The sequence below is a fragment of the Alloalcanivorax profundimaris genome, assembly GCF_015265435.1.
GTDB classification, from domain to species: Bacteria; Pseudomonadota; Gammaproteobacteria; order Pseudomonadales; family Alcanivoracaceae; genus Alloalcanivorax; species Alloalcanivorax profundimaris.
Map to the genome: position 1 here is coordinate 1 of NZ_JABJWH010000024.1, position 24547 is coordinate 24547.

A 24547-nucleotide genomic window follows, 5' to 3' on the forward strand; every position below is an offset into this window, starting at 1 on the left:
CCGGGAACGCCGCAAGTACGTCCCTGTAGGCTCCCTTTCGAACGTCCTGTTCTCAAGGGTCCCGGAAGGGCGTCGCGCCCTGAGTCGCTCAGCAGTGAGCTTCCGCGAAATGGGCTCTACGGAGCCGCCACCACCACCCACCCTGGTTCATCGTTGTTGGTACCCGGAACGGTTCGGCTACCTCGAAGCGGAGCTGTGTGGGGGCCTTCCGGGACCCTGTCAAACAGGACGTTTGACAGGGAGCCTACAGGGACGTACTTGCGGCGTTCCCGGAAGGCCCCCACACAGATCCGCGTCCCGGATAGAGATCTCCCGCATAGATTTCCCGCCAAAGCGCGATGAACCAAAAAAAAGGCCACCCGGGGGAAGGTGGCCTTGGGGGGTTCCTTCATTGCCTGAAGGAAGGGGGATTACGCCGCTTGACGCTCTGGGGGAAGCGTTGACCTTCCGTGGCCGGCGACGTGGGTTTACTGTCTCACGATTCCCGGCGGCTGTGTGTAAAACAGCTTTAAATGTGCCGGGCCCGCCGGTGGTGCCCCGTTCACCGGCCTTTCCCGCCGCCGGCTTCACAATCCATTCATCGGTGCACCGGCAAAATTGTACAACGTTCTAATCTTGTACAGGTTGCTTGATCCATGTCCGATTCCTCCCAGACGCGCCATGACGACCGCATCCCGGTGGGCATCAGTGCCTGCCTGCAGGGCCGGGAAGTGCGCCACGATGGCGGCCACAAGCACTCGCGCTACTGCACCGAGGTGCTGTCGCGCTACTTCCGCTTCCGCTCCCTGTGCCCGGAAATGGGCGCCGGCCTGGCCACGCCCCGGCCGGCCATGCACCTGGTGGACACCGGGCAGGGCGTGCGCCTGCGCGCCACCCGGGGAGACAAGGACTTCACCGACCTGATGGAGGGCTTCGTGGCCGGCGCCCTGGACGGCCTGGCGGACCTGCGCGGCTTCGTGCTGATGGCCAAGTCGCCCAGTTGCGGCATGGAGCGTATCCGCGTTTACCGGGAAGACGGCGAAGTGGGTCGCCGCGACGCCAGCGGCCTGTTCGCCGGTGCTCTGATGGAACGCTATCCGCTGATGCCGGTGGAAGAGGAGGGGCGCCTCAATGACGACCGCCTGCGCGAAAATTTCGTGGAGCGGGTGTTCATCTACGATGACTGGTGCCGCCTGCGCGAGGCGGGCCTGACGCCCGGTGGCCTGATCGAATTCCACAGCCGCCACAAGTTCCAGCTGCTGGCCCATTGCGAGGCCACTTACCGGCGCCTGGGGCCGATGCTGGCGGACCTGAAAAACCGGCCCCTGGACGAGATCGCCGACGATTACATCGCCGCTTTCATGCCGGCCATGGCCAAGCGCATCAGCCCCGGCGCCCACGTCAACACCATGCTGCATCTGGTGGGCTTCCTGCGCGACCAGCTGGAGCAGGCGGATCTCACCCTGATCCACGAGCAGATCGAAGCCTACCGGCGCGGCGAAGTGCCCCTGGTGGTGCCCATGACGCTGCTGCGCGGGGCACAGAGCAAGGTGGGCCAGCCCTACCTGGCGCGCCAGCGCTATCTCAATCCCTATCCCGACGCCCTGGGGCTGAGGAACCGGGTATGAGCGAGGGCTTGAGCATTCAGGCGGTGAGCGAGCGCTGCGGCGTCAACCCGGTGACCCTGCGCGCCTGGGAGCGCCGCTACGGGCTGATTCGCCCGGCGCGCACCGAGCGCGGGCACCGCCGCTACAGCGCCGAGGACGTGGCGCGCATCCGCCGCATCGTCGCCTGGCTGGACCGGGGTCTGCCCATCGGCCAGGTACGCGCGGTGCTGGACGGCCGCGCGCCGCCGGCCCTGGCCGGCGACCCCTGGCGGCAGGCCGGCGACGAAGCCCTGGCGGCGTTGGAGGAGCTGAACACCCGTCGTCTGGAGCAGTGGTTCCAGCGCCTGACCGGCGATTACCCCCTGGAGAAGGTGATCGGCCAGTGCTGCGACCCGCTCCGCGACCATCTGCGCGAGCGCCCGGACGGCGCCGCCCCGCGGGCCCTGCTGGATACCTTCCTGCGCCAGAAACTGGCCGGCCGGCTGCTGGCCCGGGCGCCGTCCCGCCGTGAACGGGGCTGGCTGCTGATGGCGGTGGGGGATCCCCTGCCGGCGATGACCCGGGCGGTGCTGCGCGGCGCCCCGGTGTGGTGCCTGGAAACGCCCCTGGCCTGGCCGGCCCTGGCCCCCTGGCTGGCCGGCGACCGGGTGATCGGCGTGGCCTGGGTGCTCGGCGAGCACCCCGGGCGGCGCCGCGCCGAGCAGCTGTGGCCGGCCACGGCTGCGCCGGACCGGCCCGCCCTGTGCGCCGGCCCGGCGCTCACCGAGGAGCTGGCCACGCCCCCCTGGCTGCGGCGCGTGGCCGGTGACCGGGCCGCCTTCGACGCGGCCCTGGACGAACACGAGCAACGAGGAGAACACGGTGCGACTGGTCTGGTTTCGTAACGATCTGCGCTGCCACGGACACACCCCGCTGACCCAGGCCCTGGCCGGCGGCGAGCCGGTGCTGGCGGTCCATGTGCTGTGCCCGGATCAGTGGGACGCCCACGACGTGGCGCCGCTGCGCCGCTGGTACGTGCTGGAAAGCCTGATCGAGCTGGGCGAGGCCCTGGCCGCCAAGGGCGTGGACCTGCACGTGCTGGACGGCGGCGATTTCGACGGCGCCGTGGACGCCCTGGCGGATTTCGTCGCCGAGCACGGCGTCACCGGGATCTTCTGCAACCGGGAATACCCGCTCAATGAACTGAATCGGGATCGCGCCCTGGCCCGCCGCCTGGAAGGGCGGGGCGTGCGTCTGCACGGCTTCGACGACGGCGTGCTGGTGCCGCCGCGCGCCCTGAGTACCGGCAAGGACACCCCCTATACCGTCTTCACCGCCTACAAGAAGCGCTGGGACGCCTGGATGGACGAGGTCGACCCGGGCGCCGTGCCGGCGCCGGCCTGGCCCGGTGGCGAGGGCCGCTTCCACGGTCGCGACCGGGTCGAGGCGCTGCGCGACGGCCTCGGGCTGGATGCCGCCCTGACCCGGCCCTGGCGCCCCGGCGAGGCGGCCGCCTACAAGCAACTCTACGATTTCGTCGAGCATCATCTGGGCGACTACAAGGCCTACCGGGACTTCCCCAGCGAGCCGGCCACCAGCACCCTGTCCACGGCGCTGTCCGCCGGCACCCTGGCGCCCCTGGACGCCTACCTGGCGGCGCGCCGGGCGATGGGCGACGCCGCCGCCCGGGAAGGCGCGGCCACCTGGATCGGCGAGCTCGCCTGGCGCGACTTTTACCGCCAGATCATGCATCGTTTCCCTAGTCTGGCGAAGGGCACGCCCTTCCGGCCGGAAACCCGGCTGCTGGCGTGGAACGACAACGACGAGCATTTCCAGGCCTGGTGCGAGGGCCGCACCGGCTACCCCCTGGTGGACGCGGCCATGCGACAGCTGGTCACCACCGGCTGGATGCACAACCGGCTGCGCATGCTCACCGCCATGTTCCTCACCAAGCACCTGTTCATTGACTGGCGCAAGGGAGAGCGCTTTTTCATGCGGCACCTGATCGACGGTGATTTCGCCAGCAACAACGGAGGCTGGCAGTGGAGTGCCTCCACCGGCACCGACGCGGCGCCGTATTTCCGGGTGTTCAGCCCGCTGCGCCAGAGCCATCGCTTCGACCCCCATGGCCGCTTCATCGCCCGCTATGTGCCGGAACTGGCGGAACTGGACGACAAGACCATCCACGAGCCCGGCAAACAGCCGCTGCTGTGCCCGGATTACCCGGCGCCCATCGTCGCCCACCAGGGCGTCAAGCAGCGGGTGGAGCAGGCGTTCCGCCAGGCCCGGGACGCCTGGCGCCAGCAGCAGGAGGGCGGCCAATGAGCCAGCGCATCGCCGTGGTCGGCGCCGGCATCAGCGGGCTCACCGCCGCCTGGTATCTGAGCCGCGACCATGACGTGACGGTGTTCGAGGCGGAGCCGGAGCTGGGCGGCCACACCTACACCCTGGATCTGCGCCGCGAGCACGGCGACTACGCCGTGGACATGGGGTTCATCGTCTTCAACGACCGCACCTATCCGCGTTTCGAGGCGCTGCTGGCGGAGCTGGGCATTGGCCGCCAGCCCACCGCCATGGGCTTCGCAGTGAGCGACGCGGCCAACGGCCTGGAATACTGCGGCGACGGCCTGGCCGGCTTTTTCGGTCAGCGCCGCAACTGGGTCAACCGCCGTCACTGGCGCCTGCTCGCCGATATCCTGCGCTTCAACCGGGAGGCGCCGGCGCTGCTGGAGCGGGAGGAGGGCGAGCGCCCCCTGGGCGAGTACCTGCGCGCCCACGGCTACGGCGAGGCGTTCAAGCGCCACTACATCCTGCCCATGGGCGGCGCCATCTGGTCCTGCTCACTGGCCCAGATGGAAGCATTCCCGGCCCGTTTCTTCGTGCGCTTCTTCATCAACCACGGCCTGCTGGCGCTGCGTAACCGGCCCCAGTGGTACGTGGTGCCCGGTGGCTCGCGGGGCTATGTGCGCGCCCTGCGCCAGCGCTGCGCGGCGCGCTTCCTCACCGGCACGCCGGTGACCTCGGTGCGGCGCCGGGAGGCGGGCGTCACGGTCAGCGCCGGCGGCGAGCAGCATGACTTCGATCAGGTGATCCTGGCCTGCCACAGCGACCAGGCCCTGGCGCTGCTGGCGGACCCGGACCGCCGCGAGCGCGACTGCCTGTCGCGCCTGCCGTACCAGAGCAACGACGTGGTGCTGCACACCGACACCGGGCTGTTGCCGCGCCGCCGCCGGGTGTGGTCGAGCTGGAACGCCTTGCTCGGCGCCGGTCGGGACGACGAGCCGGTGCAGGTCACCTACAACATGAACATCCTGCAGGGCATCCAGGCGCCGGAGACCTTCTGCGTGACGCTGAACGCCGGCGAGCGCATCGACCCGGCCCGTGTGCTGCACCGGGTGCGCTTCGACCATCCGCTGTTCACCCTGGACGGCCTGGCCGCCCGGGAGACCCTGCTTGCCGACAACGGCGCCCGGCGCACCTGGTTCTGCGGCGCCTGGTGCCGCAACGGCTTCCACGAGGACGGCGTGGTGTCGGCCCTGGACGTGGTCGAGGCCCTGGGAGGCCGGCCATGATCCCCGATTTCGCCCTTGCCCGAGGCCACGTCTGGCACCGCCGCTACACGCCCATGGACCATCGGTTCCGGGTGCCGCTGTGGCTGGTATGGAGCGACGTGGACGCCCCGGACCGCCTGCTCGCCGGTCACTGGCTGTGGGGCCGGCGCTGGCGCCCGGTGACCTTCCGCGACCGGGATTTCGTGGACGCCTCCGGGCGCCCCCTGGGCGACAAGGTGCGCGAGCGGGCCGCCGCCCTGGGCCTGGACTGGTCCGCCGGGCGCGTCCACATGCTGGGCCAGTGGCGCACCTTCGGCGTGCTGTTCAACCCCCTGGTGCTGTATTTCCATTTTCCCGCCGGCGCCGAGCGTCCGGACTCGGCCCTGGCGGAGGTGCGCAACACCCCCTGGCGGGAGCGTCATTTCTACCCCCTGAGGTTGCGCGAGGAGGGCGGCGAGCAGGTGGTGGAGCACGACAAGACCTTCCATGTGTCGCCCTTTCTGCCCCTGGCGCTGCGCTACCACTGGACCCTTCACGCCCTATTTCCCGAGCTGCGCCTAACGTTGCGGGACCAGGACGGCGCGGAGACGGTGTTCGCCGCCGGCCTCAAGCTGGCCATGGTCGAGCCCCGGGCGGCGGCCATGGGCGCGGTGATCGGGCGCTTCGGCGCCCAGGGTGCGCGTACCGTGGCGGGCATCTACTGGCAGGCCTGGAAACTCTGGCGCAAGGGCGCGCGGTTTCATCCGCACCCGCGCCGCTCGAAGCACGACGACGGGGAGAAAACACATGATGAACGGTGAAAAAACCCTGACGACCCAGCGCCCGTCCTGGATCCAGAGCCAGGCCAGAAGGCTGGTGCACGGCCATCTGGCGCGCCTGCCCCACGGCGGCGTGGTGCTGCGCGAGCCGGACGGCGCCACGGTGACCCTGGGCGACGCGGCCCCGTTCAACGCCGAGATCGAGATTCACGACTGGGACAGCTACCGGATGATGATGACCGGCGGCGCGCTGGGCGCCGCGGAAGCCTACCTAGCCAAGGCCTGGGACAGCCCGGACCTGGTCGCCGTGATCCGCTACTTCGCCGCCAACGTGGACGCCATGCGCGCCCTGGAAGGTGGCGCCGCGGTGCTCGCCAAGCCGGCCCTGAAGCTGCTGCACCTGACCCACCGCAACACCCGTGCCGGCTCGCGCCGCAACATCGCCGCCCACTACGACCTGGGCAACGATTTCTTCGCCCTGTTCCTGGACCGGGCGATGATGTATTCCAGCGCCATCTACCCGACCCCGGACGCGGACCTGGAAACCGCCGCCGCCCACAAGCTGGACGTGATCTGCCAGCGGCTGGAACTGACCCCCGGCCAGCACCTGCTGGAGATCGGCACCGGCTGGGGCGGGCTGGCCCTGCACGCCGCCCGCCATTACGGCGTGCGCGTGACCACCACCACCATTTCCCGGGAACAGGCGCGCCACGCCCGCGAGCAGGTGCGCGCGGCGGGCCTGGAAGACCGCATCGACGTGCTCGAAAAGGACTACCGGGAACTGACCGGCCGCTACGACCGGGTGGTATCGGTGGAAATGATCGAGGCGGTGGGGCACCAGTACCTGGACGGCTACTTCCGGATGCTCGGCGAGCGGCTCAAGCCCGACGGCCTGTTGCTGCTGCAGGCGATCACGGTGCCGGACCATCGCTACCAATACGCCCGCGACAACGTGGACTTCATCAAGCGTTACATTTTTCCCGGCGGCTTCCTGCCCTCCGTGTCGGTGATGTGCGCCGGCCTGCGCCGCCAGACCCGGCTTACCCCGGTGGGCCTGGACGACATCGGCGCCGATTACGGCCGCACCCTGGGCGACTGGCGGGAGCGCTTCCTGCGCGCGCTGCCGCGCATCCGCGAGCTGGGCTTCGACGAACGCTTCTGCCGGATGTGGGATTACTACCTGTGCTACTGCCAGGGCGCCTTCATGGAGCGCGCCATCAGCACCGTCCATCTGCTCGCCGCCGGCCCCGACTACCGGCGCCTCTGAGGTCCACCCCGATCCATTGTGGTATAGTTAGCGGTCCACGCCCCGGCGGTCACCGTCGCCGGCGGTGTCCGAGGATTCAGAACAAGGCCCTTACCCGGGGTGATGCCTTATGACCGTACAGGCTCAAGAAATCGTGCGCGCCCACCTGGCGGGCACCGGGGAACAACCCGAATTGACCGAGGATCAACGCTCACTGTATCGCCAGCGCATTAAGCAAAGGTTACAGGAGCGGGACGCCGTGCTGGTGGCCCACTATTACACCGACCCGGAAATCCAGGCCCTGGCCGAGGAAACCGGCGGCTGCGTGGCGGACTCCCTGGAGATGGCCCGCTTCGGCCGCGACCACCCGGCCAGCACCCTGATCGTCGAGGGCGTGCGTTTCATGGGCGAGACCGCCAAGATTCTCAGCCCCGAAAAACGCGTCTTCATGCCCACCCTGGAAGCCACCTGCTCCCTGGACATCGGCTGCCCGGAAGACGACTTCGCCGCCTTCTGCGACCAGCACCCGGACCGCACCGTGGTGGTCTACGCCAACACCTCGGCGGCGGTGAAGGCCCGCGCCGACTGGGTGGTGACCTCCTCCATCGCGGTGGAGCTGATCGAGCACCTGGACCAGCTCGGCGAAAAGATCCTGTGGGCCCCGGACAAGCACCTGGGCAGCTACGTGCGCGACAAAACCGGCGCCGACGTGCTGTGCTGGGACGGTGCCTGCATCGTCCACGAGGAATTCAAGGCCCAGGGCCTGCTCGACCTGAAGGCCGCCCACCCCGGCGCCGCGGTGCTGGTGCACCCGGAATCGCCGGCCTCGGTGGTGGAGATCGCCGATGTGGTGGGCTCCACCTCCCAGCTGATCAAGGCGGCCACGGAGATGGACAACGACACCTTCATCGTCGCCACCGACAAGGGCATCTTCTACAAGATGCAGCAACTGGCGCCCAACAAGACCTTCGTGGAAGCGCCCACCGGCGGCAGCGGCGCCCAGTGCCGCAGCTGCGCCCACTGCCCGTGGATGGCCATGAACGGCCTGGAAAACACCCTGGCGGTGCTGCAGGACGACAACGGCTGCGGCCAGGAAATCTTCGTCGACCCGACCCTGGCCGAACAGGCCATGAAGCCCCTGGACCGCATGCTCGACTTCGGCGCCCGCCTGAAGGGCTGACGTCGCCGCCCGGCCGTTTCTTTGAAAATGATTCTCACTGACGCTAAGGTGGCGACCGTCCCGCCCCTCCCGGGGCCCGCCACCAACCCAGTGGGGCCGTTTTGCAACCGCACGCCGAGCGCTATTCCCTGTCCACCCTGAACCGCCTGGGCGCCCCCCACGGCGCCGACTACCGCCTGTTGCGCGGCGACGGCGGCGACCAGGACGTGCTGGAAGGGCGGGTGGAGCAACGGCCGCTGGCCTTCGGCGGCCTGCTGGTGCTGTCCCGGGTCCGCGCCCTGCGCCCCTACGAAGCCCGCTCGCGGCCGGATTTCTGCCTCTCCCTGGCCTGGCTGGGGCAGGGCGAAGCGCACCTGCGCACCCGCCGCGACGGCCCCCTGCGCATGACCGGCGCCACCGCCGTGACCATGCTGGAAACCGGCGACAGCCCGCTGCACGCCTCCCACCCCGCCGGCCCCTTGCTGCACGGCCTCAACCTGTCGGTGCGCGACCTCCACGGGCTCGGCGACGAGCGCCTGCAGGACCGGCTGCGCGCCCTGCGCCGCGCCGGACGCTCGCGGCTGGCCCCCTGGCGGGTGCCGCCGGCCCTGCGCGACAACCTGGGCTCGCTGCTGGAGGAGCACTGGGACGGGGACCTGGCGGCGCTGCTGTGGGAGGGCACCGCCCTGCAATTGCTGGCCCACGCCCTGCGGGCCCTGGAGGACGCCCCGGCGGCGGAGGCGGTGTCCGAGCGCGACCGCCGGCTGCTGCGCCGCGTCCACGAACGGCTGGTGGAAGAGCCGGGAGCGGCCCACACCCTGGCCTCCCTGGCGGCGCTGGCGTGCATGAGCCCCAGCGCCCTGCGCGCCAAGTTCCCCAGGGTCTATGGCCAGAGCGTGTTCGATTGCCTGCGTGAGCAGCGCCTGGAGCGGGCCGGTCGCTACCTGCGCGACGGCGCCTCGGTGCAGCAGGCCGCCCATTTCGTGGGCTACCGCCACGCCAGCAACTTCACCACCGCCTTCCGCGCCCATTTCGGCATGCCACCCGGTGAATGGCGACGTGGCCGGGTTCCCGGCTCCGCGCATCGCCCATAATCTTCCCGGCGTTGCCCATAACCCGATCACGCGGCAATAAAGAACAATTCTCATTCCTGTTCATTGTCGAGGAGTAAGGGGTTATGGGGCGTGGTTCCCACCGTTTTGCATGGAAACCGGGCGTGGTCGGCCTGGCGCTGGCCGGAGGTTTGAGCGTGGCGCCCTGGGCGGCGGCCGCCGACGAGGGCGATAACACCGGAAACGCCGGCCAGCCGCGGGCGCTGGCGCCGGTCACCGTGTCCGCCGGCGATCTGGCCCGGGAAAACAGCAGCGAGGAGCGGGGCGGCTATACCCTGGGCGCCACCCAGAGCGCCACCGGCCTGCTGCTGGCCCCCCGGGAAACGCCGCAGTCCATGAGCATCATCACCCGCGAGCAGATCGAGGACGAGGGGCTCGAGGACACCCGGGAGATCCTGCGGCGCGCCCCCGGGGTGTCGCTTACCCGCAGCGACAGCAACCGCTATTCGTTCTCGTCCCGGGGCTTCACCATCCGCCAGTTCCAGTTCGACGGCCTGCTCACGCCGATCTCCAACTACTGGAACTTCGGCGCCACCGACATGGATGCCGCCATCTACGACCGGGTCGAGGTGATTCGCGGCGCCACCGGCCTGATGACCGGCGCTGGCGAGCCCTCCGCCCTGGTCAATTTCGTGCGCAAGCGCCCGGGCCGGGAATTCGCCGCCAGCGGCGCGCTCTCCGTGGGTTCCTGGGACGCCCGCCGCGCCGAGGTCGATCTGACCCTGCCGCTCACCGAGGACGGCCGCGTATCGTCCCGGGTGGTGGCGGTGCGCGATGACAGCGACAGCTACATGCGGCTGTTCGACGACGACCGGCGCACCCTGTACGGCGTGGTCAGCGCCGAGCTGACGCCGCGCACTCTGCTGGTGGCCGGGATCGAGCACCAGAACAATCACAGCAACGGCATGGGCGCCGGCTTCCCCCTGTTCCACAGCGACGGCACCCGCACCGACTTCCCCCGTTCAGTGGTCAACACCACCGACTGGGCCGAGTTCGAGACCACCTCCACCACCGCCTTCCTGGACCTGACCCAGGCCCTGGGCAACGGCTGGCAGCTGCGCGGCGCCTTCAGCTACAACGAGGGCGACTACTTCATGGAATACCTGTTCCGGGGCGGCTACCCGGACCCGGATACCGGCGAGGGCATGAGCGGTTCCTTCACCAAGTACGACGGTGACCGCCGTTATCACCAGATGCACCTCACCGCCACCGGCCCGGTGGAGGCCTTCGGCCGTTTCCACGAGGTATCGCTGGGCTGGATGAACATCAAGGACGACTATCTGATGAAGGCCGCCTACCCGGTCAACGCGCCGGACATCGGCAGTTTCTTCGACTGGCGGCAAAGCGACGTGCCGCGTCCGCAGTGGGGGCCCTACGGTGATGTGGATGACAGCGTGGTCCGCCAGAGCGGTGGCTACGCGGTGACCCGGCTGTCCCTGGCGGATCCGCTGCACGCCATCGTCGGCGCGCGCATCAGCCAGTGGGAAATCGACCAGATGTATTTCGGCTCGCCCACGGACTACCAGGTCAGCGACGAGGTCACTCCCTATGCCGGCCTGATCTATGATTTCAGCCCGGTGTATTCCGGTTATCTGAGCTACACCCGGATCTTCCAGCCGCAGAACAACCGGGATCCCCAGGGCGATCTGCTCGATCCGGTGCGCGGCACCAGCCAGGAAATCGGCCTCAAGGCGGAATGGCTGGCTGGCCGGCTCACCGGCGCGGTGGCCGCCTACCGCATGGAGCAGGACAACCTGGCGGAGGAAATCCCCGGCGCGTCCCAGCCGGGCCGGCCGGACGAGGCCGCCTACCGGGCGGTGGACGGCGCCACCGTGGAAGGCTTCGACGCGGAACTCACCGGCGAGCTGACCCGCTACTGGCAGATCTCGACCAGCTACACCCATTTCACCGCCAAGGACGCGGACGGCAAAACGCTCAACCGCACCCATCCGCGCAGCCAGTTCAAGCTGTTCACCCGCTACCAGCCGCCGGCGCCGCGCCGCCGGCTGACCCTGGGGGCCGGCGTCACCTGGCAGAGCGGTTTCTCCCGCTACACTTCGGCGCGGGTGCCGGTGCATGGCCGCACCAAGGTGGGCCAGGGCAGCTACGCCCTGGTGGATTTGATGGCCCGCTATCAGATCACCCCGGCGCTGAGCGCCACCGCCCGGGTCAACAACGTGCTGGATCGGGAGTACTACACCCAGGCCGGTTTCTACGACCAGGCCTGGTGGGGGGAGCCGCGCAGCGCCACCCTGACGCTGCGCCTGGATCTTTAGACGGACAGGGCCTGTTCACACTACTTGCATCGCACCTGTTGCGGCTATAAACCCACCCATCAAGGCACGAGGAGAGAAGTTTGGTGGCTCCAAATGAACGACGAGTAACGCGGAGGGGTGGGTTTATAGCCGCAACCCGAAGGGCTGGAGCCCTTTTGGACCTCCAGCGTCGTTGTCGGTCGCTTATTTGGACTGACCAAACGGCGCTCCCTCCGCCTAGCTGGAGGTCCAAAATGACAGCCAGCAGGCGCGATGCAAGTAGTGTGAACAGGCCCTAGAACTCTTCCTTGGAGAGCCGCTCCATTTCGTCCCGGCGGGCGGTGAGCTTGCTGCGCAGGGCGAACTGGTTGCCGGCTTCCTCCAGGGCGAAGTCCATCTGCCGCAGGGCCGCTTTGTCCTGGCCGCGCAGGAACATCACCTCGGCCCGGGCCCGGTGGGCGCGGGCCTGGTCGCCGCCGTTGCCCCAGGCGTCCGCCGCCATGGACCAGACGGTGGGGTCGTCGGGCCGCTTGAGCACCAGCGGCTCCAGCAGCGGCGCGGCCTTGCCCGGCTGCTTGCTGAGCAGGTAGGCGCGGCCCATCAGCATGGAGGTGGCGTAGTCCTCCGGGTTGACGTCGAGCAGGCGTTCGCCGCGCTCAATCACTTCCGGGTAGCGCCCCTGTTCCATGGCCACTTCCATCAGGCCCAGCTGGTACCAGGGCTGATAACCGCCACCACCGTCCACCAGCGCCTGGAAACGCCGCCGGGCCTGTTCATAGTGGTCGTCGCGCAGGGCGATGAGCGCCAGCCCGTAGCGCGCCGCCTCCGCCTGGATGCCCTGGCCCTGTTCCTGCTGGCGCTGGAAATGCTCCCGGGCCTTGTCCGTGGTTTCGAAGTAGCGGGCCTGGATCCGGGCGCGCACCAGCTGGAAGGGCAGGGTGGGCTCGCTGTCCGGATGGGGCAGGTTGCGGGCCCGGGCCCGGGAATCCGCCACCCGCTCCTCGGTGAGGGGGTGGGTGAGCAGGAACTCCGGGGGATCGCCGGCGTAGCGCTGCTGTTCGAGCATGCGTTCGAAGAAGCGCGGCATGGCGGTGGGGTCCATGCCCGCCGACGCCAGAATCTGCATGCCGACCCGGTCCGCCTCGTATTCATTCTGCCTTGAGTAGGCCAGCTGCGCCTGGATCGAGGCCGCCTGGGTGGCGGCCATGCCCGCCATGCCGGCGTCGCCGGCGCCGGCCACCGCCAGGGCGATGCTCGCCAGCATGGCGGCCAGCACCGCCGGGCCGCGACGCTTGGAATCCATGTAGCGACGGGTAAAGTGGCGCTGGCTGACGTGGGCGATCTCGTGGGCCACCACGCTGGCCACCTCATCCTCGCTGGCGGCGTTGAGGAACAGCCCGGCGTTGAGGCCGATGACGCCGCCGGGCACCGCGAAGGCGTTGATGGCCGGGCTGTTGATCACCACGATGGCCAGGTCCGGCTCGTTGAGGTCGCTGAACGAGGCCAGCCGGTAGACCAGGTTTTCCACGTATTCCTGGACCAGGGCGTCTTCCATGATGGGCGTCTGGCCGCGCAGGTCGCGCAGCCAGGAGCGGCCCAGGCGGTGCTCCTCGTCCGCGGACAGGATCGCCACCGTGGGGTCGCCCAACTCCGGAAGATCGTTGGTCTGGGCCCGGCCGGCGGCGGCCAGCAGGCACAACAGGCCAATGAACAGAAGGCGGACCGCGGTCAAAAGTGAACTCCTCTGAAGAATACGCATGGCTGCCCTATAATGACGGCCCCGGCGAAAGGATCACACCATGGACACGACATTTTTGGATGCCCGCGGGCTTGATTGCCCGCTGCCGTTGCTCAAGACCCGCCAGGCGCTGCGCCGCCTGGCGCCGGGCGCGCTGCTGGAAGTGGCCGCCACGGACGCCGGCTCGGCTCGGGACATTCCCAATTACCTCGGACAATCTCCCCATGAGCTGGTTCGCCGGGACGAGGACGAACGGGAATTCCGGTTCCTGATCCGCCGTGGCGAAGAGGAGAGCGATTGATGCTGGACGTGCTCAAGGGCTGGTTCCATGCCTGGTTCTCCGACGAGGAGGCGGTCTATCTGCTGTTCCTGCTGCTCGCTGGCTTGGTGGTGGTGGTGTTGTTCGGCGGCATGCTGGCGCCGGTGCTCACCGCCCTGGTGCTGGCCTATCTGATGCAGGGGCTGGTGGCCCAGCTCAATCGTCTGGGGTTGTCGTCGGGCTGGTCGGTGAACCTGGTGTTCCTGCTGTTCCTGGCCGCCCTGGTGGCGGTGCTGGTGGTGGTGATGCCGCTGGTGTGGCGCCAGACCGTGCTGCTGGTGCGCGACCAGCTTCCCAACATCCTGCACAGTTCCGAGAACTGGTTGCGCGGCCTGCCGGAGCGCTACCCGGAGATGGTGTCCATGGAGCAGGTCAACACCCTGGTGAACATCACCCAGCGGGAGCTGGCCCAGTTCGGCCAGTCGGTGCTGACCCTGTCGCTGTCGTCGATTCCCAGCCTGCTTGAGATTCTGGTGTTCCTGGTGCTGGTGCCGGTGCTGGTGTTCTTTTTCCTCAAGGACCGGGCCGCGCTCACCGACTGGGCGCTGAGTTTCCTGCCGGCGCGGCGGCGCATCCTGTCCCATGTGTGGGAGGAGATGGATCAGCAGATCGCCAACTACGTGCGCGGCAAGGCGGTGGAGATTCTGCTGGTGGGCGGTGCCACCTTTCTGGCTTTCCTGGTGCTGGGGCTCAACTACACGGTGCTGCTGGCGGTGCTGGTGGGGTTGTCGGTGCTGATTCCCTACATCGGCGCCACCATCGTCACCCTGCCGGTGGCGGCGGTGGCCTATCTGCAGTTCGGCTGGAGCGGCGATTTCGCCTTGGTGATGGTGGTCTACGGGGTGATTCAGTTCATCGACGGCAACATTCTGGTGCCGTTGCTGTTTTCCGAGGCGGTCAATCTGCATCCGGTGGTGATCATTACCGCGATTCTGTTCTTTGGCGGTGTCTGGGGGTTGTGGGGGGTGTTCTTCGCCATTCCCCTGGCGACCCTGCTGAAGGCGGTGATCAATGCCTGGCCGCGTCGTCAGGGTCGTCCCGAGCAAATACCCGGGAGCTGATTGTTCTCTCTGGCTGGCGCCGGGCCCTCCAGCAGGGACGCGTCTCGGTGTGGCCCCCTTTCCGGGAACGCCGTGAACCCGTCCATGGGGGCTCCCGGTCAAACATCCTGTTTGACAGGGTCCCGGAAAGGGGGCCACACCGAGACGCTTCGAGGTGGCGTCCCGGGCGGCTTTGTAGGGTGGCGTTGGTGGTTGAAGGTCGCGGTAGGAGCGGCTTTAGCCGCGATGCGGCTGGCAGGGCCTTTGATCGCCACTGAAGCGGAACGCCGCCCGGCCGCTCCTACACGGACGAGGCTCAGAGGCCGTGCACGGCTTCCAGCACTTCCTCGGCGTGGCCCTTGACCTTCACCTTGCGCCAGATTTCGCGTACCACGCCTTCCTGGTCGATCAGGAAGGTGCTGCGTTCGATGCCCTCGAATTCGCGGCCGTACATCTTCTTCAGCTTGATCACGTCGAACAGCCGGCAGACGGTTTCGTCCTCGTCGCTGATCAGCTCGAAGGGGAATTCCTGTTTGGCCTTGAAGTTTTCGTGGCGGCGCAGGGAGTCCTTGGAGACGCCGAGAATCTCGCAGCCTTCTTCCTGGAAGTTGGGGTAGAGGTCGCGGAAATTCTGGCCCTCGGTGGTGCAACCCGGGGTGCTGTCCTTGGGGTAGAAATACAGCACCACCTTGCGGCCGCGCAGTTCGGACAGTGTGACGGTGGTGTCGCCGGTGGCCGGCGCGGTGAAGTCCGGGGCCGGCTGGCCCTCTTTGATGCTCATGGATGAATCCTTGTTCACGGCTCGGTCGGGGCGGGGATTATCGCCGCGGGGTCGGGGAGGCGTCCAGGCCGGCAAGGCGCGAATCAGCCCGCCGGAGGCGCCGGCGGGCCGGTAGAGGTTCCCTTGCCCCCGGCGCCGGGTTTACCATAGCGCCCTTTGCACGCAGAGAGATAACGGCATGATTCGTGGCAGCATTGTGGCTCTGGTCACCCCCATGCGCGAGGACGGTTCCGTGGACTGGGAACGCCTGCGCGCCCTGGTGAACTGGCATGTGGAGCAAGGCACCCACGGTATCGTGGCGGTGGGCACCACCGGTGAGTCCGCCACCCTGGGTTTCGAGGAACATGACAGCGTGATCCGCGAGGTGGTGGCGATCGCCGACAAACGCCTCCCGGTGATCGCCGGCACCGGCGCCAACAGCACCGAGGAAGCGATCCGCTTGACCCGGGACGCCAAGCGCGACGGCGCCGACGCCTGTCTGCTGGTCACGCCGTACTACAACAAGCCGCCCCAGGAAGGCCTCTATCAGCACTTCCTGAAAGTGGCCCGGGCGGTGGACATCCCGCAGATTCTCTATAACGTGCCCGGCCGCACCGCCTGCGACCTGCTGCCCGAGACCGTGGAGCGCCTGAGCAAGGTGCCGAACATCGTCGGCATCAAGGAAGCCACCGGCAACCTGGAGCGTGCCCGGGAAATCCGCGAGCGCTGCGGCGACGACTTCCTGATCTACTCCGGCGACGACGCCACCGCCCTGGAGCTGATGCTGGGCGGCGGCGACGGCGACATCTCGGTAACCGCCAACGTGGCGCCGGCGAAGATGGCGGCCATGTGCCAGGCGGCCCTGGACGGCGACGTGGACAAGGCCCGGGAGCTGAACGCGGAACTTGAACCCCTGCATCGTGATCTGTTCATCGAGCCCAGCCCCATTCCCGCGAAATGGGCGCTGTACGAAATGGGCCTGATCGACAATGGCATCCGCCTGCCGCTGGTGCCGTTGTCCAAGGCCGCCCAGCCGCGTCTGCGCGAAACGCTGCGTGGCTGTGGACTCCTGGAGGGATAATGCATCGCAGTATCGCTGTATTCGCCGCCGCCCTGGCCCTGACCGGCTGCGGCCTGCTCCCCGACAACAGCCTGCGCTATCGCGAGGCCAAGGTCCTGGAGCCCATGACCCCGCCCGGTGACCTGGTGTTCATCGGCGAGGAGCCGCTCTACGCGGTGCCCGACATGGACCGCCGCCTGACCGGCGAGCGCGAGGGCGAGGACGGCTTCGACGCGCCGCGCCCGCCGCGCCTGGTGGCCGCCGCCGAGGACGCCGGCGACGAGGACGAGGCCGAGGCCCCGGCGCCGCCGCCGGGCCAGCAGGGCCGGCCGGTGCTGGGCAAGGATGGCAGCGGCTATCCGATCATCATGATGCCCACCAGCTTCGCCTGGGCCTGGGAGCGCGTCACCCAGGCGCTCACCCAGACCGACCTGCGCGTCACCGACCGCAACCGGGATCAGGGCGTGTTCTTCCTGACCGCGCCGGAGCGCTACCAGCTGCAGCCGCCGCAGGCGCAGCTCAAGCTGAGCCATACCACCAACGGCATTCAGGTGGCGGTGCTCAACGGCGAGGGCACCGCCCTGGCCGCCAAGGACTCCGGCCTGGCGATTCTGGAAAGCATTCACAACGAACTGTAGACGCGCCGGGACGGCGGGGAGGGGGCTTGCGACTGGCGTCCCTGGGCAGTGGCAGTAAAGGCAATGGCACCCTGGTGCGCGCCGGCGACACCCTGGTACTGGTGGACTGCGGGTTCACCCTGCGCGAAACCACCCAGCGGCTGGCCAGCCTGGGCCTGGCCCCGGAGGATTTGAGCGCGGTGCTGATCACCCATGAACACGGGGATCACGTGCGCGGCGCCGGCGCCCTGGCGCGTAAGCACGGCACGCCGCTGTACAGCACCTTCGGCACCGCCCGGGCGGTGTCCGGCAAGGCGGCCGGCTTCCACGGCGCCGACTGGCGGGAAGTGCGGCCCGGTCGCGGCTTCCAACTGGCGGACCTGACGGTGACGCCGGTGACCGTGCCCCACGACGCCCTGGAGCCCTGCCAGTACCGGTTCGGCTGGGGCGGCCGGGAGCTGGGCGTGCTCACCGACCTGGGATCGGTGACCCCCCATGTGGTGGCCGCCTACCAGGAGTGCGACGCCCTGGTGCTGGAGTGCAACCACGAGCCGGATCTGCTCGCCGCCGGCCCCTATCCGGCCTCGCTGAAGCGGCGCGTGGGCGGCAACCTGGGGCACCTGAGCAACCAGCAGGCGGCGGCGCTGCTGGCGCAATGCAACCTGGACCGGCTGCAGCATCTCGTGCTTTCTCATCTGAGCGAGCAGAATAATACCCCGGCGCACGCCCTCGATCAGGTGCACCGGGTCATGGACATCGGCCAGGAACGGATCCGCGTCGCCAGCCAGCGGCACGGCTTCGACTGGTTGGAGATTCACTGAGGCGCCGCCGGCGCCCCGATCAGCGACACCACAATTCAGCGACACCACAGACGGGTATTTCATGGAAAAGCGCGACGAACTCTACGCGGGCAAGGCCAAGTCCGTTTTCACCACCGACGATCCGGACCGGCTGGTGATCGTCTTCCGCGACGACACCTCCGCCTTCGACGGCAAGAAGAAGGAGGCGCTGGATCGCAAGGGCGCGGTGAACAACCAGTTCAACGCCGCCATCATGGAAAAACTGCAGGCCGCGGGCATTCCCACCCACTTTGAGAAACGGCTTTCCAGTAATGAATCCCTGGTCAAGAAGCTGGACATGCTCCCGGTGGAATGCGTGGTGCGCAACATCGCCGCCGGCTCCATCGTGCGCCGCCTGGGGGTGGAGGAGGGCAAGGAACTGAATCCGCCCACCTTCGAGATGTTCCTCAAGGACGACGCCCTGGGCGACCCGATGATCAACGAGTACCACGTGCGCAGTTTCGGCTGGGCCACCGACGAGCAGATCGCCACCATGAAGGAGCTGACCTTCAAGGTGAACGACGTGCTCAAGCAGCTGTTCCTGGACGGCAACATGCTGCTGGTGGACTACAAGCTGGAGTTCGGCCTGTTCCACGGCGAGGTGGTACTGGGTGACGAATTCTCCCCGGACGGTTGCCGCCTGTGGGACAAGGACACCCGCGAGAAGATGGACAAGGACCGCTTCCGCCAGGACCTGGGCGGCGTCATCGAGGCCTACGAGGAAGTGGGCCACCGCCTGGGCATGACCTTCGAGTACTGACCCTTTCGGCCAGCTCGGGCTGGCCAGGACGGCGGTTTTCCGGGAGGCTGTGGGAAAACAACAACCACGGCCGATCGGAGAATCGCCATGTTCCGCATCCGCACCCACAACCGGATCGCCCTGCGCGGTCTGGAACGCTTCCCCCGCGACCGTTTCGAGGTCGCCAGCGAATTGTCCGATCCGGACGCCATCCTGTTGCGCAGCCATCCCCTGGACGCCGACGGCCTGCCCGCCACGGTGAAGGCGGTGGCGCGGGCCGGCGCCGGCGTCAACAACATCGACGTGGCGCACTGCAGCCGCCAGGGAATTCCGGTGTTCAACACCCCGGGCGCCAACGCCAACGCGGTGAAGGAGCTGGTGCTGGCGGGCCTGCTGCTGTCCTCGCGGCACCTGCGCCAGGGCCTGGACTGGGTGGCCGGGCTGGACGCCGCCGACGAGGCGGACCTGCACCGTCAGGTGGAAGCCGGCAAGAAGCACTTCCTGGGCCGTGAGCTGCAGGGGCGTACCCTGGGCGTGGTGGGGCTGGGCGCCATCGGCTCCCGGGTGGCGCGCACCGCCCTGGACCTGGGCATGCAGGTGATCGGCTACGATCCGGCGCTCAGCGTCGACGCCGCCTGGCGGCTGCCCAGTCAGGTGCGGCCCATGGCCAGCCTGGAGGCGCTGCTGGCCCGGGCCGATTACGTCACCCTGCATCTGCCGCTGCTGGACGCCACCCGGGATTTGATCGGCGCCCAGCAACTGGCGGCGATGAACCCGGACGCGGTGCTGCTCAATTTCGCCCGTCAGGGCATCGTCGACGACGCGGCGGTGGCGGACGCCCTGCGCGCGGAGCGGTTGCGCGGCTTCGTCACCGATTTCCCCAGCCTGCTGCTGACCGGCGCCCCCGGCGTGCTGGCCCTGCCACACCTGGGCGCCAGCACCGGCGAATCCGAGGAGAACTGCGCCATGATGGCCGCCGACGCCCTGGTGGACTTCCTGGAGAACGGCAACATTCGCCATTCGGTGAATTTCCCGGACCTGGTGCTGGAGCCGGGCCCTGGGGCCCGGTTGGCGGTGACCAACCGCAATGTGCCGCGCATGCTCGGGCCGGTGCTCTCGGAACTGGCCGAAGCGAACCTCAACGTGCTGGACATGCTCAACAAGAGCCGTGACGACCTGGCCTATAACCTGCTGGACCTGGAACAGGCCCCGGATCCGGCGGTGCTGGCGCGCATCGCCGGGCTGGAAGGGGTAATCAATGTGCGCCTGGTGCACGCGCCCCGGGACGGGGCTTGAGCCGGCCCCGGGAAAGGGCACGAACGGCGCCATGGGTCAATAGTTTTGCACAGTGAACGGGCACTTTTCATTTCACTTTTAGCTAGTCCACGTAACCGCTTGATTTTTCCCGGGCAATATTTTAAGTCATTGATTTTATTAGTATTTAACGGGATGGATATTTTTTCGTCATTTAGGGGTCATCGCCGTCATCACGGGGCCTCGACGGGCTTCCTGACAGAAAGTTCACAGACTTATCCACAGATTCTGTGAGTAACTTGCCCGGCCGGCTGTCAGCGTGCCGCTAGGCGGTCTGTAAGCCAATGGCGTTCATCAGCAGGCGCATGGTGCCGGCGGCGGCGGTAAGGGTGAGCACGCTGGCGCTCCAGAGCAGCACCAGCCAGCCCAGCCGGCGCAGTCGGGAGGGCGTCGCGGTGGTCGCGGGTCTCGGCATGGCCGTCTCCTCGTTCAGTGGTAGCCGTCGTCGCCGGGGCGCACCTTGCCCCGGAACACATAGTAGGAAAACGCCGTGTACATAAGGATGAACGGCACGATGAACAGCGCTCCCACCAGGGCGAACCCCAGGCTCTGGGGCGGCGCCGCCGCCCGCCAGATATCGATGTCCGGCGGCAGGATGCGCGGCCAGCCGCTGATCGCCAGCCCGGCGTAACCGAGGAACATCAGGAACAGGGTCAGCACGAAGGGCGCCACCTGGGCGCCACGGCGCAGGGCCCGCTGCAGCAGCGCCATGCTGGCCAGCACCAGCAATGGCACCGGCGCGAACCACAACAGGTGCGGCGGGCTGAACCAGCGCGCGGCGATGGCCGGGTCGCGCAGCGGCGTCCACACGCTGATCACGGCGATGGCGGCCAGCAGCACCCAGGACAACGGCCGCGTCACTCGCACCATGCGCGCCTGCAGGGCGCCCTCGGTTTTCATGATCAGCCAGGTGCTGCCCAGCAGGGCGTAGGCGAACACCAGGCCGACGCCGGTGAACAGCGGGAACGGCGCGATCCAGTCCAGCGGCCCGCCGGCGTAGGCGCCGTTTTCCACCGGCAGGCCGCTCACGTAGGCGCCCAGCACCACGCCCTGGAAGAAGGTGGCGGCGAAGGAGCCGCCGATGAAGGCGGCGTCCCAGACCGGGCGTTCCCGCTCCCAGGCCTTGAAGCGGAACTCGAAGGCGATGCCGCGGAAGATCAGCCCCAGCAGCATCAGGATGAGCGGCAGATAGAGCGCGGTGAGCACCACCGAATAGACCAGCGGGAAGGCCGCCAGCAGGCCGGCACCGCCGAGCACCAGCCAGGTCTCGTTGCCGTCCCACACCGGCGCCACCGTGTTCATGGCCACGTCCCGGTCGATCTTGTCCGGCAGGAACGGGTAGAGGATGCCGATGCCCAGATCGAAGCCGTCCATCAGCACGTACATCATCACCCCGAAACCGATGATCAGCGCCCACAGCAGAGGCAGATCGATGCCCATGGTTCAGTGCTCCTCGGTGACGGCGGACAGGGGGCGCATGGCGTGGCGTTGCTGGCCCGGCCCGCCCGGGGTGGCCTCGGCGCCCTCGTCGGGCACCGGGCCCTTGCGGACCAGGCGCAGCATATAGGCGATGCCGGCGCCGAATACGAACAGGTAGACCACCACGAACAGGCCCAGCGACAGGGCCAGGGTGCCCGGGGCGTGGGGCGACACCGCCTCGCCAGTGCGCATCAGGCCGTACACCACCCAGGGTTGGCGGCCGATCTCGGTGGTGTACCAGCCGGCCAGGATCGCCACCAGACCGGCCGGCCCCATGGCCAGGGCGAAGCGCAGGAACCAGCGCGAGCGGTAGAGCCGGCCGCGCCAGCGCTGTACCAGGCCGAGCCCGCCCAGCAGGATCATCAGCAACCCCAGGCCCACCATGACGCGGAACGACCAGAACACCACGGTGGCGTTGGGCCGGTCCTCGGCGGGGAAGTCCTTCAGACCGGGGATGGTGCCGTCCCAACTGTGGGTCAGGATCAGGCTGCCCAGGCGCGGCACGCCCACGGCGAAGCGGGTGGTCTCCGCCGCCATGTCCGGCCAGCCGAACAGCAGCAGCGGCAGCCCCTCGCCGGGCTCGTTCTCGTCGCCCCAGTGGCCTTCCATGGCGGCCACCTTGGCGGGCTGATGGGCCAGGGTGTTGAGGCCGTGCAGATCGCCGATCAGCGCCTGCGCCGGCGCCACGATCAACATCATCCACAGGGCCATGGAGAACATCTTGCGGATCGCCGGCTGGTCGCGGCCGCGCAGCAGGTGCCAGGCCGCCGAGGCGCCCACGAACAGGGCGGTGGCCAGGAACGCCGCCACCGACATGTGCAGCAGCCGGTAGGGAAAGGAGGGATTGAAGATCACCGCCAGCCAGTCGGTGGGCACCACCCGGCCGTCGACGATCTCGAAGCCCTGGGGGGTCTGCATCCAGCTGTTGGACGCCAGGATCCAGAAGGTGGAAATCAGCGTGCCCACCGCCACCGCCAGGGTGGAGAAGAAGTGCAGGCCCGGGCCCACCCGGTTCCAGCCGAACAGCATCACGCCCAGAAAGCCGGCCTCCAGGAAAAAGGCGGTGAGCACCTCATAGGCCAGCAAGGGCCCGGTGACGCTGCCGGCGAACTCCGAGAAGAAACTCCAGTTGGTGCCGAACTGGTAGGCCATCACCAGCCCGGACACCACGCCCATGCCGAAATTCACCGCGAAGATTTTCGCCCAGAAATGGTACAGATCCCGGTACAGCGTCCGGCGCGTGTACAGCCACATCCCTTCCAGCACCGCCAGGTAACTGGCCAGGCCGATGGTGATGGCCGGAAAAATGATGTGGAAGGAAATGGTGAACCCGAACTGGACGCGGGCCAGGTCGAGGGCCAGTGAGTCCGGCATGGCTGCCTCCCGGCGTGGTTGGTGGCGATCACCATGCTAGAAGGGGCGAGGAGGGCGGACGATTGGGCAAATCGCCCTTGGGCGTCTTGTCCTTGGACGGACTGTCCCGGGTAGGCGCGCGGCGCTCAGAGGCGCAGCATGGGCAGCGGCCGCCAGGGCCGGGTGAACAGCTGGCGGGCGGTGAGGGCGGCGAGCAGAGCGTGGAAGCCGGCGTTGGGGAAGCGGTGGTTGATCTCGCGCAGGCGCTCCCGGGACACGCCGAAGCGGATCAGCCCCAGGGACACGTCGATCCAGTCGGCGCGGCGGAAGGCTTCCACCAGGCTGTCGCGGCCCCGGTCGGTGGCGGTGATCTTGTGATGATCCAGCACCATGGCGTGAATCTCGTCGCGCCAGGCTTCCAGGCCGTGCTCGGTGAGGTAATGGCAGGCCAGCCGCGCCGAGGGCGCCAGGTAATCGAAGGTGCCCGCCAGCCAGATGCCGGCGTCGTGGAAAAAGCCGGCCAGCTCCACCTTGCGCAGATCGTCGCCGGACAGCGGGCGCTGGGCGGCCACCAGGTTGATCACCCGGTAAACGTGATTGCGATAGGGCGTCTGGTCGCGACCGAAGCGCTCCGCGTACTGGTCGAACAGGCCGTCGAGTTCCGGCAGTTCGGTGATCAACCGTCTCATCATCGTCCTTGGCGGCCGGGCCGCCAGACTGCGTTCCTTTACTCCGCAATTAACCACGCCCGGCCCCGGATGTCATTGGGCGGGCGCCCAATTTCGTACGTTCGTTCCCGACCGTGGCGGTTGGGTGGGGGAGGGGGATTGTTTTATAGTCGGACAATACCAGGGATTGTTGGACAAAAGATGACATTCAAAGCCCGGGAAAGCCTTTCCGAACAGATCGCCGGCCATCTGGCCGGGCAGATCATCCGCGGTGAAATGCTGGCCGGCGACCGCATTCAGGAGCTGCGCGTGGCCGGCGAGCTGGAAGTGAGCCGTGGTTCGGTGCGCGAGGCGCTGCTGATTCTCCAGCGCCGCCACCTGATCGATATCCTGCCGCGCCGGGGCGCGGTGGTGAAGGACATGTCCGAGTCCCACGTGCGCGGGCTCTACGAGCTGATCCAGGTACTGCTCGGCCTGGTCATCCGCAAGGCCATCAAGAACGTCCGCGAGGAGGATCTGGACCCGATCATCGCCCTGATCCATGAACTCCAGGTGGCCGCCTCGGACCGCGACGTGGATCGCTTCTTCGACCTGAGTTTCCAGTTCCTGGAGCACGCCTATCCGTTCGCCCGCAACGCCTTCGTGGAGGAGGTGCTCACCGACCTGCATCCGGCCCTGCAGCGCACCTACTTCATGGCGCTGCACCTGGACGGCGATGAAATGAAGGAGTGCCTGTCCTTCTACAAGGCCCTGGTGGAAACCATCTTCCGCCGCGACGTGCGCTCCGCCCTGGAGATCATCCGCGAGTTCGCCGAGCGTCAGTCCGAGCTGGTCCAGGAGTCGATCACCCGGGCCCGCCAGATCGAGGCCGCCTGGAGCGGCCGGCGCAACCGCTAGCTGTGTAAAGCCACCAGGTTGTTCAGTAAGGGCAGCCGGCTGACGGGAGGCAGATAGCCAAGGCTGGAATGGGGTCGA

General features: G+C 68.1%; 23 protein-coding genes. 17 read left to right on the plus strand and 6 right to left on the minus strand.

Annotation, left to right across the window (positions count from 1 at the left end; genetic code table 11):
* Positions 1 to 635 precede the first annotated feature (635 nt).
* From HMJ39_RS13660 to fauA, 9 genes are all read left to right on the plus strand, one after another.
* The gene (locus HMJ39_RS13660) at positions 636 to 1607 is read left to right on the plus strand and encodes a YbgA family protein (RefSeq protein ID WP_194297742.1); all 972 of its coding nucleotides are present in this window, start codon (positions 636 to 638) and stop codon (positions 1605 to 1607) included.
* Positions 1604 to 2470 (plus strand): MerR family transcriptional regulator, encoded by an 867-nt coding sequence (locus HMJ39_RS13665; RefSeq protein ID WP_194297743.1) that lies wholly within the window; start codon positions 1604 to 1606, stop codon positions 2468 to 2470. The genes HMJ39_RS13660 and HMJ39_RS13665 overlap by 4 nt, the downstream gene beginning before the upstream one ends.
* Positions 2448 to 3890 carry a cryptochrome/photolyase family protein gene (locus HMJ39_RS13670; protein ID WP_194297744.1) on the plus strand — a complete coding sequence of 481 codons (1443 nt, stop codon included), beginning with the start codon at positions 2448 to 2450 and terminating at the stop codon, positions 3888 to 3890. The genes HMJ39_RS13665 and HMJ39_RS13670 overlap by 23 nt, the downstream gene beginning before the upstream one ends.
* Positions 3887 to 5137, plus strand: a complete 1251-nt coding sequence (locus HMJ39_RS13675; protein ID WP_194297745.1) for an NAD(P)/FAD-dependent oxidoreductase — start codon at positions 3887 to 3889, stop codon at positions 5135 to 5137. The genes HMJ39_RS13670 and HMJ39_RS13675 overlap by 4 nt, the downstream gene beginning before the upstream one ends.
* The gene (locus tag HMJ39_RS13680) at positions 5134 to 5916 is read left to right on the plus strand and encodes a DUF1365 domain-containing protein (protein WP_194297746.1); all 783 of its coding nucleotides are present in this window, start codon (positions 5134 to 5136) and stop codon (positions 5914 to 5916) included. Before HMJ39_RS13675 ends, HMJ39_RS13680 begins: the two co-directional genes overlap by 4 nt.
* Positions 5903 to 7141, plus strand: coding sequence for an SAM-dependent methyltransferase (locus HMJ39_RS13685; RefSeq protein ID WP_194297747.1), 1239 nt, complete (start codon positions 5903 to 5905; stop codon positions 7139 to 7141). The genes HMJ39_RS13680 and HMJ39_RS13685 overlap by 14 nt, the downstream gene beginning before the upstream one ends.
* Before the next feature lie 109 nt (positions 7142 to 7250).
* On the plus strand, positions 7251 to 8300 hold the full coding sequence (gene nadA / locus HMJ39_RS13690) for a quinolinate synthase NadA (RefSeq protein WP_194297748.1): 1050 nt from the start codon (positions 7251 to 7253) through the stop codon (positions 8298 to 8300).
* A gap of 101 nt (positions 8301 to 8401) precedes the next feature.
* Complete coding sequence (locus HMJ39_RS13695; RefSeq protein ID WP_194297749.1) at positions 8402 to 9373, plus strand: helix-turn-helix transcriptional regulator; 972 nt, start codon at positions 8402 to 8404, stop codon at positions 9371 to 9373.
* An 83-nt stretch (positions 9374 to 9456) separates the two neighbouring features.
* The gene (gene fauA, locus HMJ39_RS13700; protein WP_194297750.1) at positions 9457 to 11667 is read left to right on the plus strand and encodes a TonB-dependent alcaligin siderophore receptor FauA; all 2211 of its coding nucleotides are present in this window, start codon (positions 9457 to 9459) and stop codon (positions 11665 to 11667) included.
* Between the two features lie 274 nt (positions 11668 to 11941).
* On the opposite strand, the gene HMJ39_RS13705 is transcribed toward fauA, so the two are convergent.
* A complete protein-coding gene (locus HMJ39_RS13705; RefSeq protein WP_228462372.1) occupies positions 11942 to 13378 on the minus strand; it encodes a M48 family metalloprotease in 1437 nt (478 codons plus the stop codon).
* A gap of 67 nt (positions 13379 to 13445) precedes the next feature.
* On the opposite strand from HMJ39_RS13705, the gene HMJ39_RS13710 reads away from it, so the two are divergent.
* Both HMJ39_RS13710 and HMJ39_RS13715 read left to right on the plus strand, forming a co-directional pair.
* Positions 13446 to 13685, plus strand: a complete 240-nt coding sequence (locus tag HMJ39_RS13710; protein ID WP_161384507.1) for a sulfurtransferase TusA family protein — start codon at positions 13446 to 13448, stop codon at positions 13683 to 13685.
* A complete protein-coding gene (locus HMJ39_RS13715; protein ID WP_194297751.1) occupies positions 13685 to 14764 on the plus strand; it encodes an AI-2E family transporter in 1080 nt (359 codons plus the stop codon). The genes HMJ39_RS13710 and HMJ39_RS13715 overlap by 1 nt, the downstream gene beginning before the upstream one ends.
* 295 nt (positions 14765 to 15059) lie before the next feature.
* Here the strand turns inward: HMJ39_RS13715 and bcp are convergent, their stop codons facing one another.
* Positions 15060 to 15524, minus strand: coding sequence for a thioredoxin-dependent thiol peroxidase (gene bcp / locus HMJ39_RS13720; protein ID WP_194297752.1), 465 nt, complete (start codon positions 15522 to 15524; stop codon positions 15060 to 15062).
* A 178-nt stretch (positions 15525 to 15702) separates the two neighbouring features.
* Here bcp and dapA point away from each other — a divergent pair, with 178 nt between their 5' ends.
* From dapA to HMJ39_RS13745, 5 genes are all read left to right on the plus strand, one after another.
* On the plus strand, positions 15703 to 16584 hold the full coding sequence (gene dapA / locus HMJ39_RS13725) for a 4-hydroxy-tetrahydrodipicolinate synthase (protein ID WP_194297753.1): 882 nt from the start codon (positions 15703 to 15705) through the stop codon (positions 16582 to 16584).
* Positions 16584 to 17201: an outer membrane protein assembly factor BamC gene (bamC, locus tag HMJ39_RS13730; RefSeq protein ID WP_194297754.1), complete on the plus strand. Its 618-nt coding sequence runs from the start codon at positions 16584 to 16586 to the stop codon at positions 17199 to 17201. Before dapA ends, bamC begins: the two co-directional genes overlap by 1 nt.
* Positions 17202 to 17227: 26 nt before the next feature.
* Complete coding sequence (locus HMJ39_RS13735; RefSeq protein ID WP_194297755.1) at positions 17228 to 18001, plus strand: MBL fold metallo-hydrolase; 774 nt, start codon at positions 17228 to 17230, stop codon at positions 17999 to 18001.
* Positions 18002 to 18062: 61 nt separating this feature from the next.
* Positions 18063 to 18779, plus strand: a complete 717-nt coding sequence (purC, locus tag HMJ39_RS13740; RefSeq protein WP_194297756.1) for a phosphoribosylaminoimidazolesuccinocarboxamide synthase — start codon at positions 18063 to 18065, stop codon at positions 18777 to 18779.
* 87 nt (positions 18780 to 18866) lie between these two features.
* A complete protein-coding gene (locus tag HMJ39_RS13745) occupies positions 18867 to 20054 on the plus strand; it encodes a phosphoglycerate dehydrogenase (protein ID WP_194297757.1) in 1188 nt (395 codons plus the stop codon).
* A 283-nt stretch (positions 20055 to 20337) separates the two neighbouring features.
* Here the strand turns inward: HMJ39_RS13745 and HMJ39_RS13750 are convergent, their stop codons facing one another.
* The 4 genes from HMJ39_RS13750 to HMJ39_RS13765 all read right to left on the minus strand — a co-directional run bounded on the left by HMJ39_RS13750 (position 20338) and on the right by HMJ39_RS13765 (position 23593).
* A complete protein-coding gene (locus HMJ39_RS13750; RefSeq protein WP_194297758.1) occupies positions 20338 to 20487 on the minus strand; it encodes a DUF2474 domain-containing protein in 150 nt (49 codons plus the stop codon).
* 14 nt (positions 20488 to 20501) lie between these two features.
* Entirely contained in the window at positions 20502 to 21512 is a 1011-nt protein-coding gene (gene cydB, locus HMJ39_RS13755) for a cytochrome d ubiquinol oxidase subunit II (protein WP_194297759.1), read from the minus strand.
* Positions 21513 to 21515: 3 nt separating this feature from the next.
* Positions 21516 to 22925 carry a cytochrome ubiquinol oxidase subunit I gene (locus tag HMJ39_RS13760; protein WP_194297760.1) on the minus strand — a complete coding sequence of 470 codons (1410 nt, stop codon included), beginning with the start codon at positions 22923 to 22925 and terminating at the stop codon, positions 21516 to 21518.
* 125 nt (positions 22926 to 23050) lie between these two features.
* Positions 23051 to 23593: a hypothetical protein gene (locus tag HMJ39_RS13765; RefSeq protein WP_228462373.1), complete on the minus strand. Its 543-nt coding sequence runs from the start codon at positions 23591 to 23593 to the stop codon at positions 23051 to 23053.
* A gap of 180 nt (positions 23594 to 23773) precedes the next feature.
* Between HMJ39_RS13765 and HMJ39_RS13770 the strand changes: the two genes are divergently transcribed.
* Positions 23774 to 24469 carry a GntR family transcriptional regulator gene (locus HMJ39_RS13770; protein ID WP_161384495.1) on the plus strand — a complete coding sequence of 232 codons (696 nt, stop codon included), beginning with the start codon at positions 23774 to 23776 and terminating at the stop codon, positions 24467 to 24469.
* Positions 24470 to 24547: the final 78 nt, after the last annotated feature.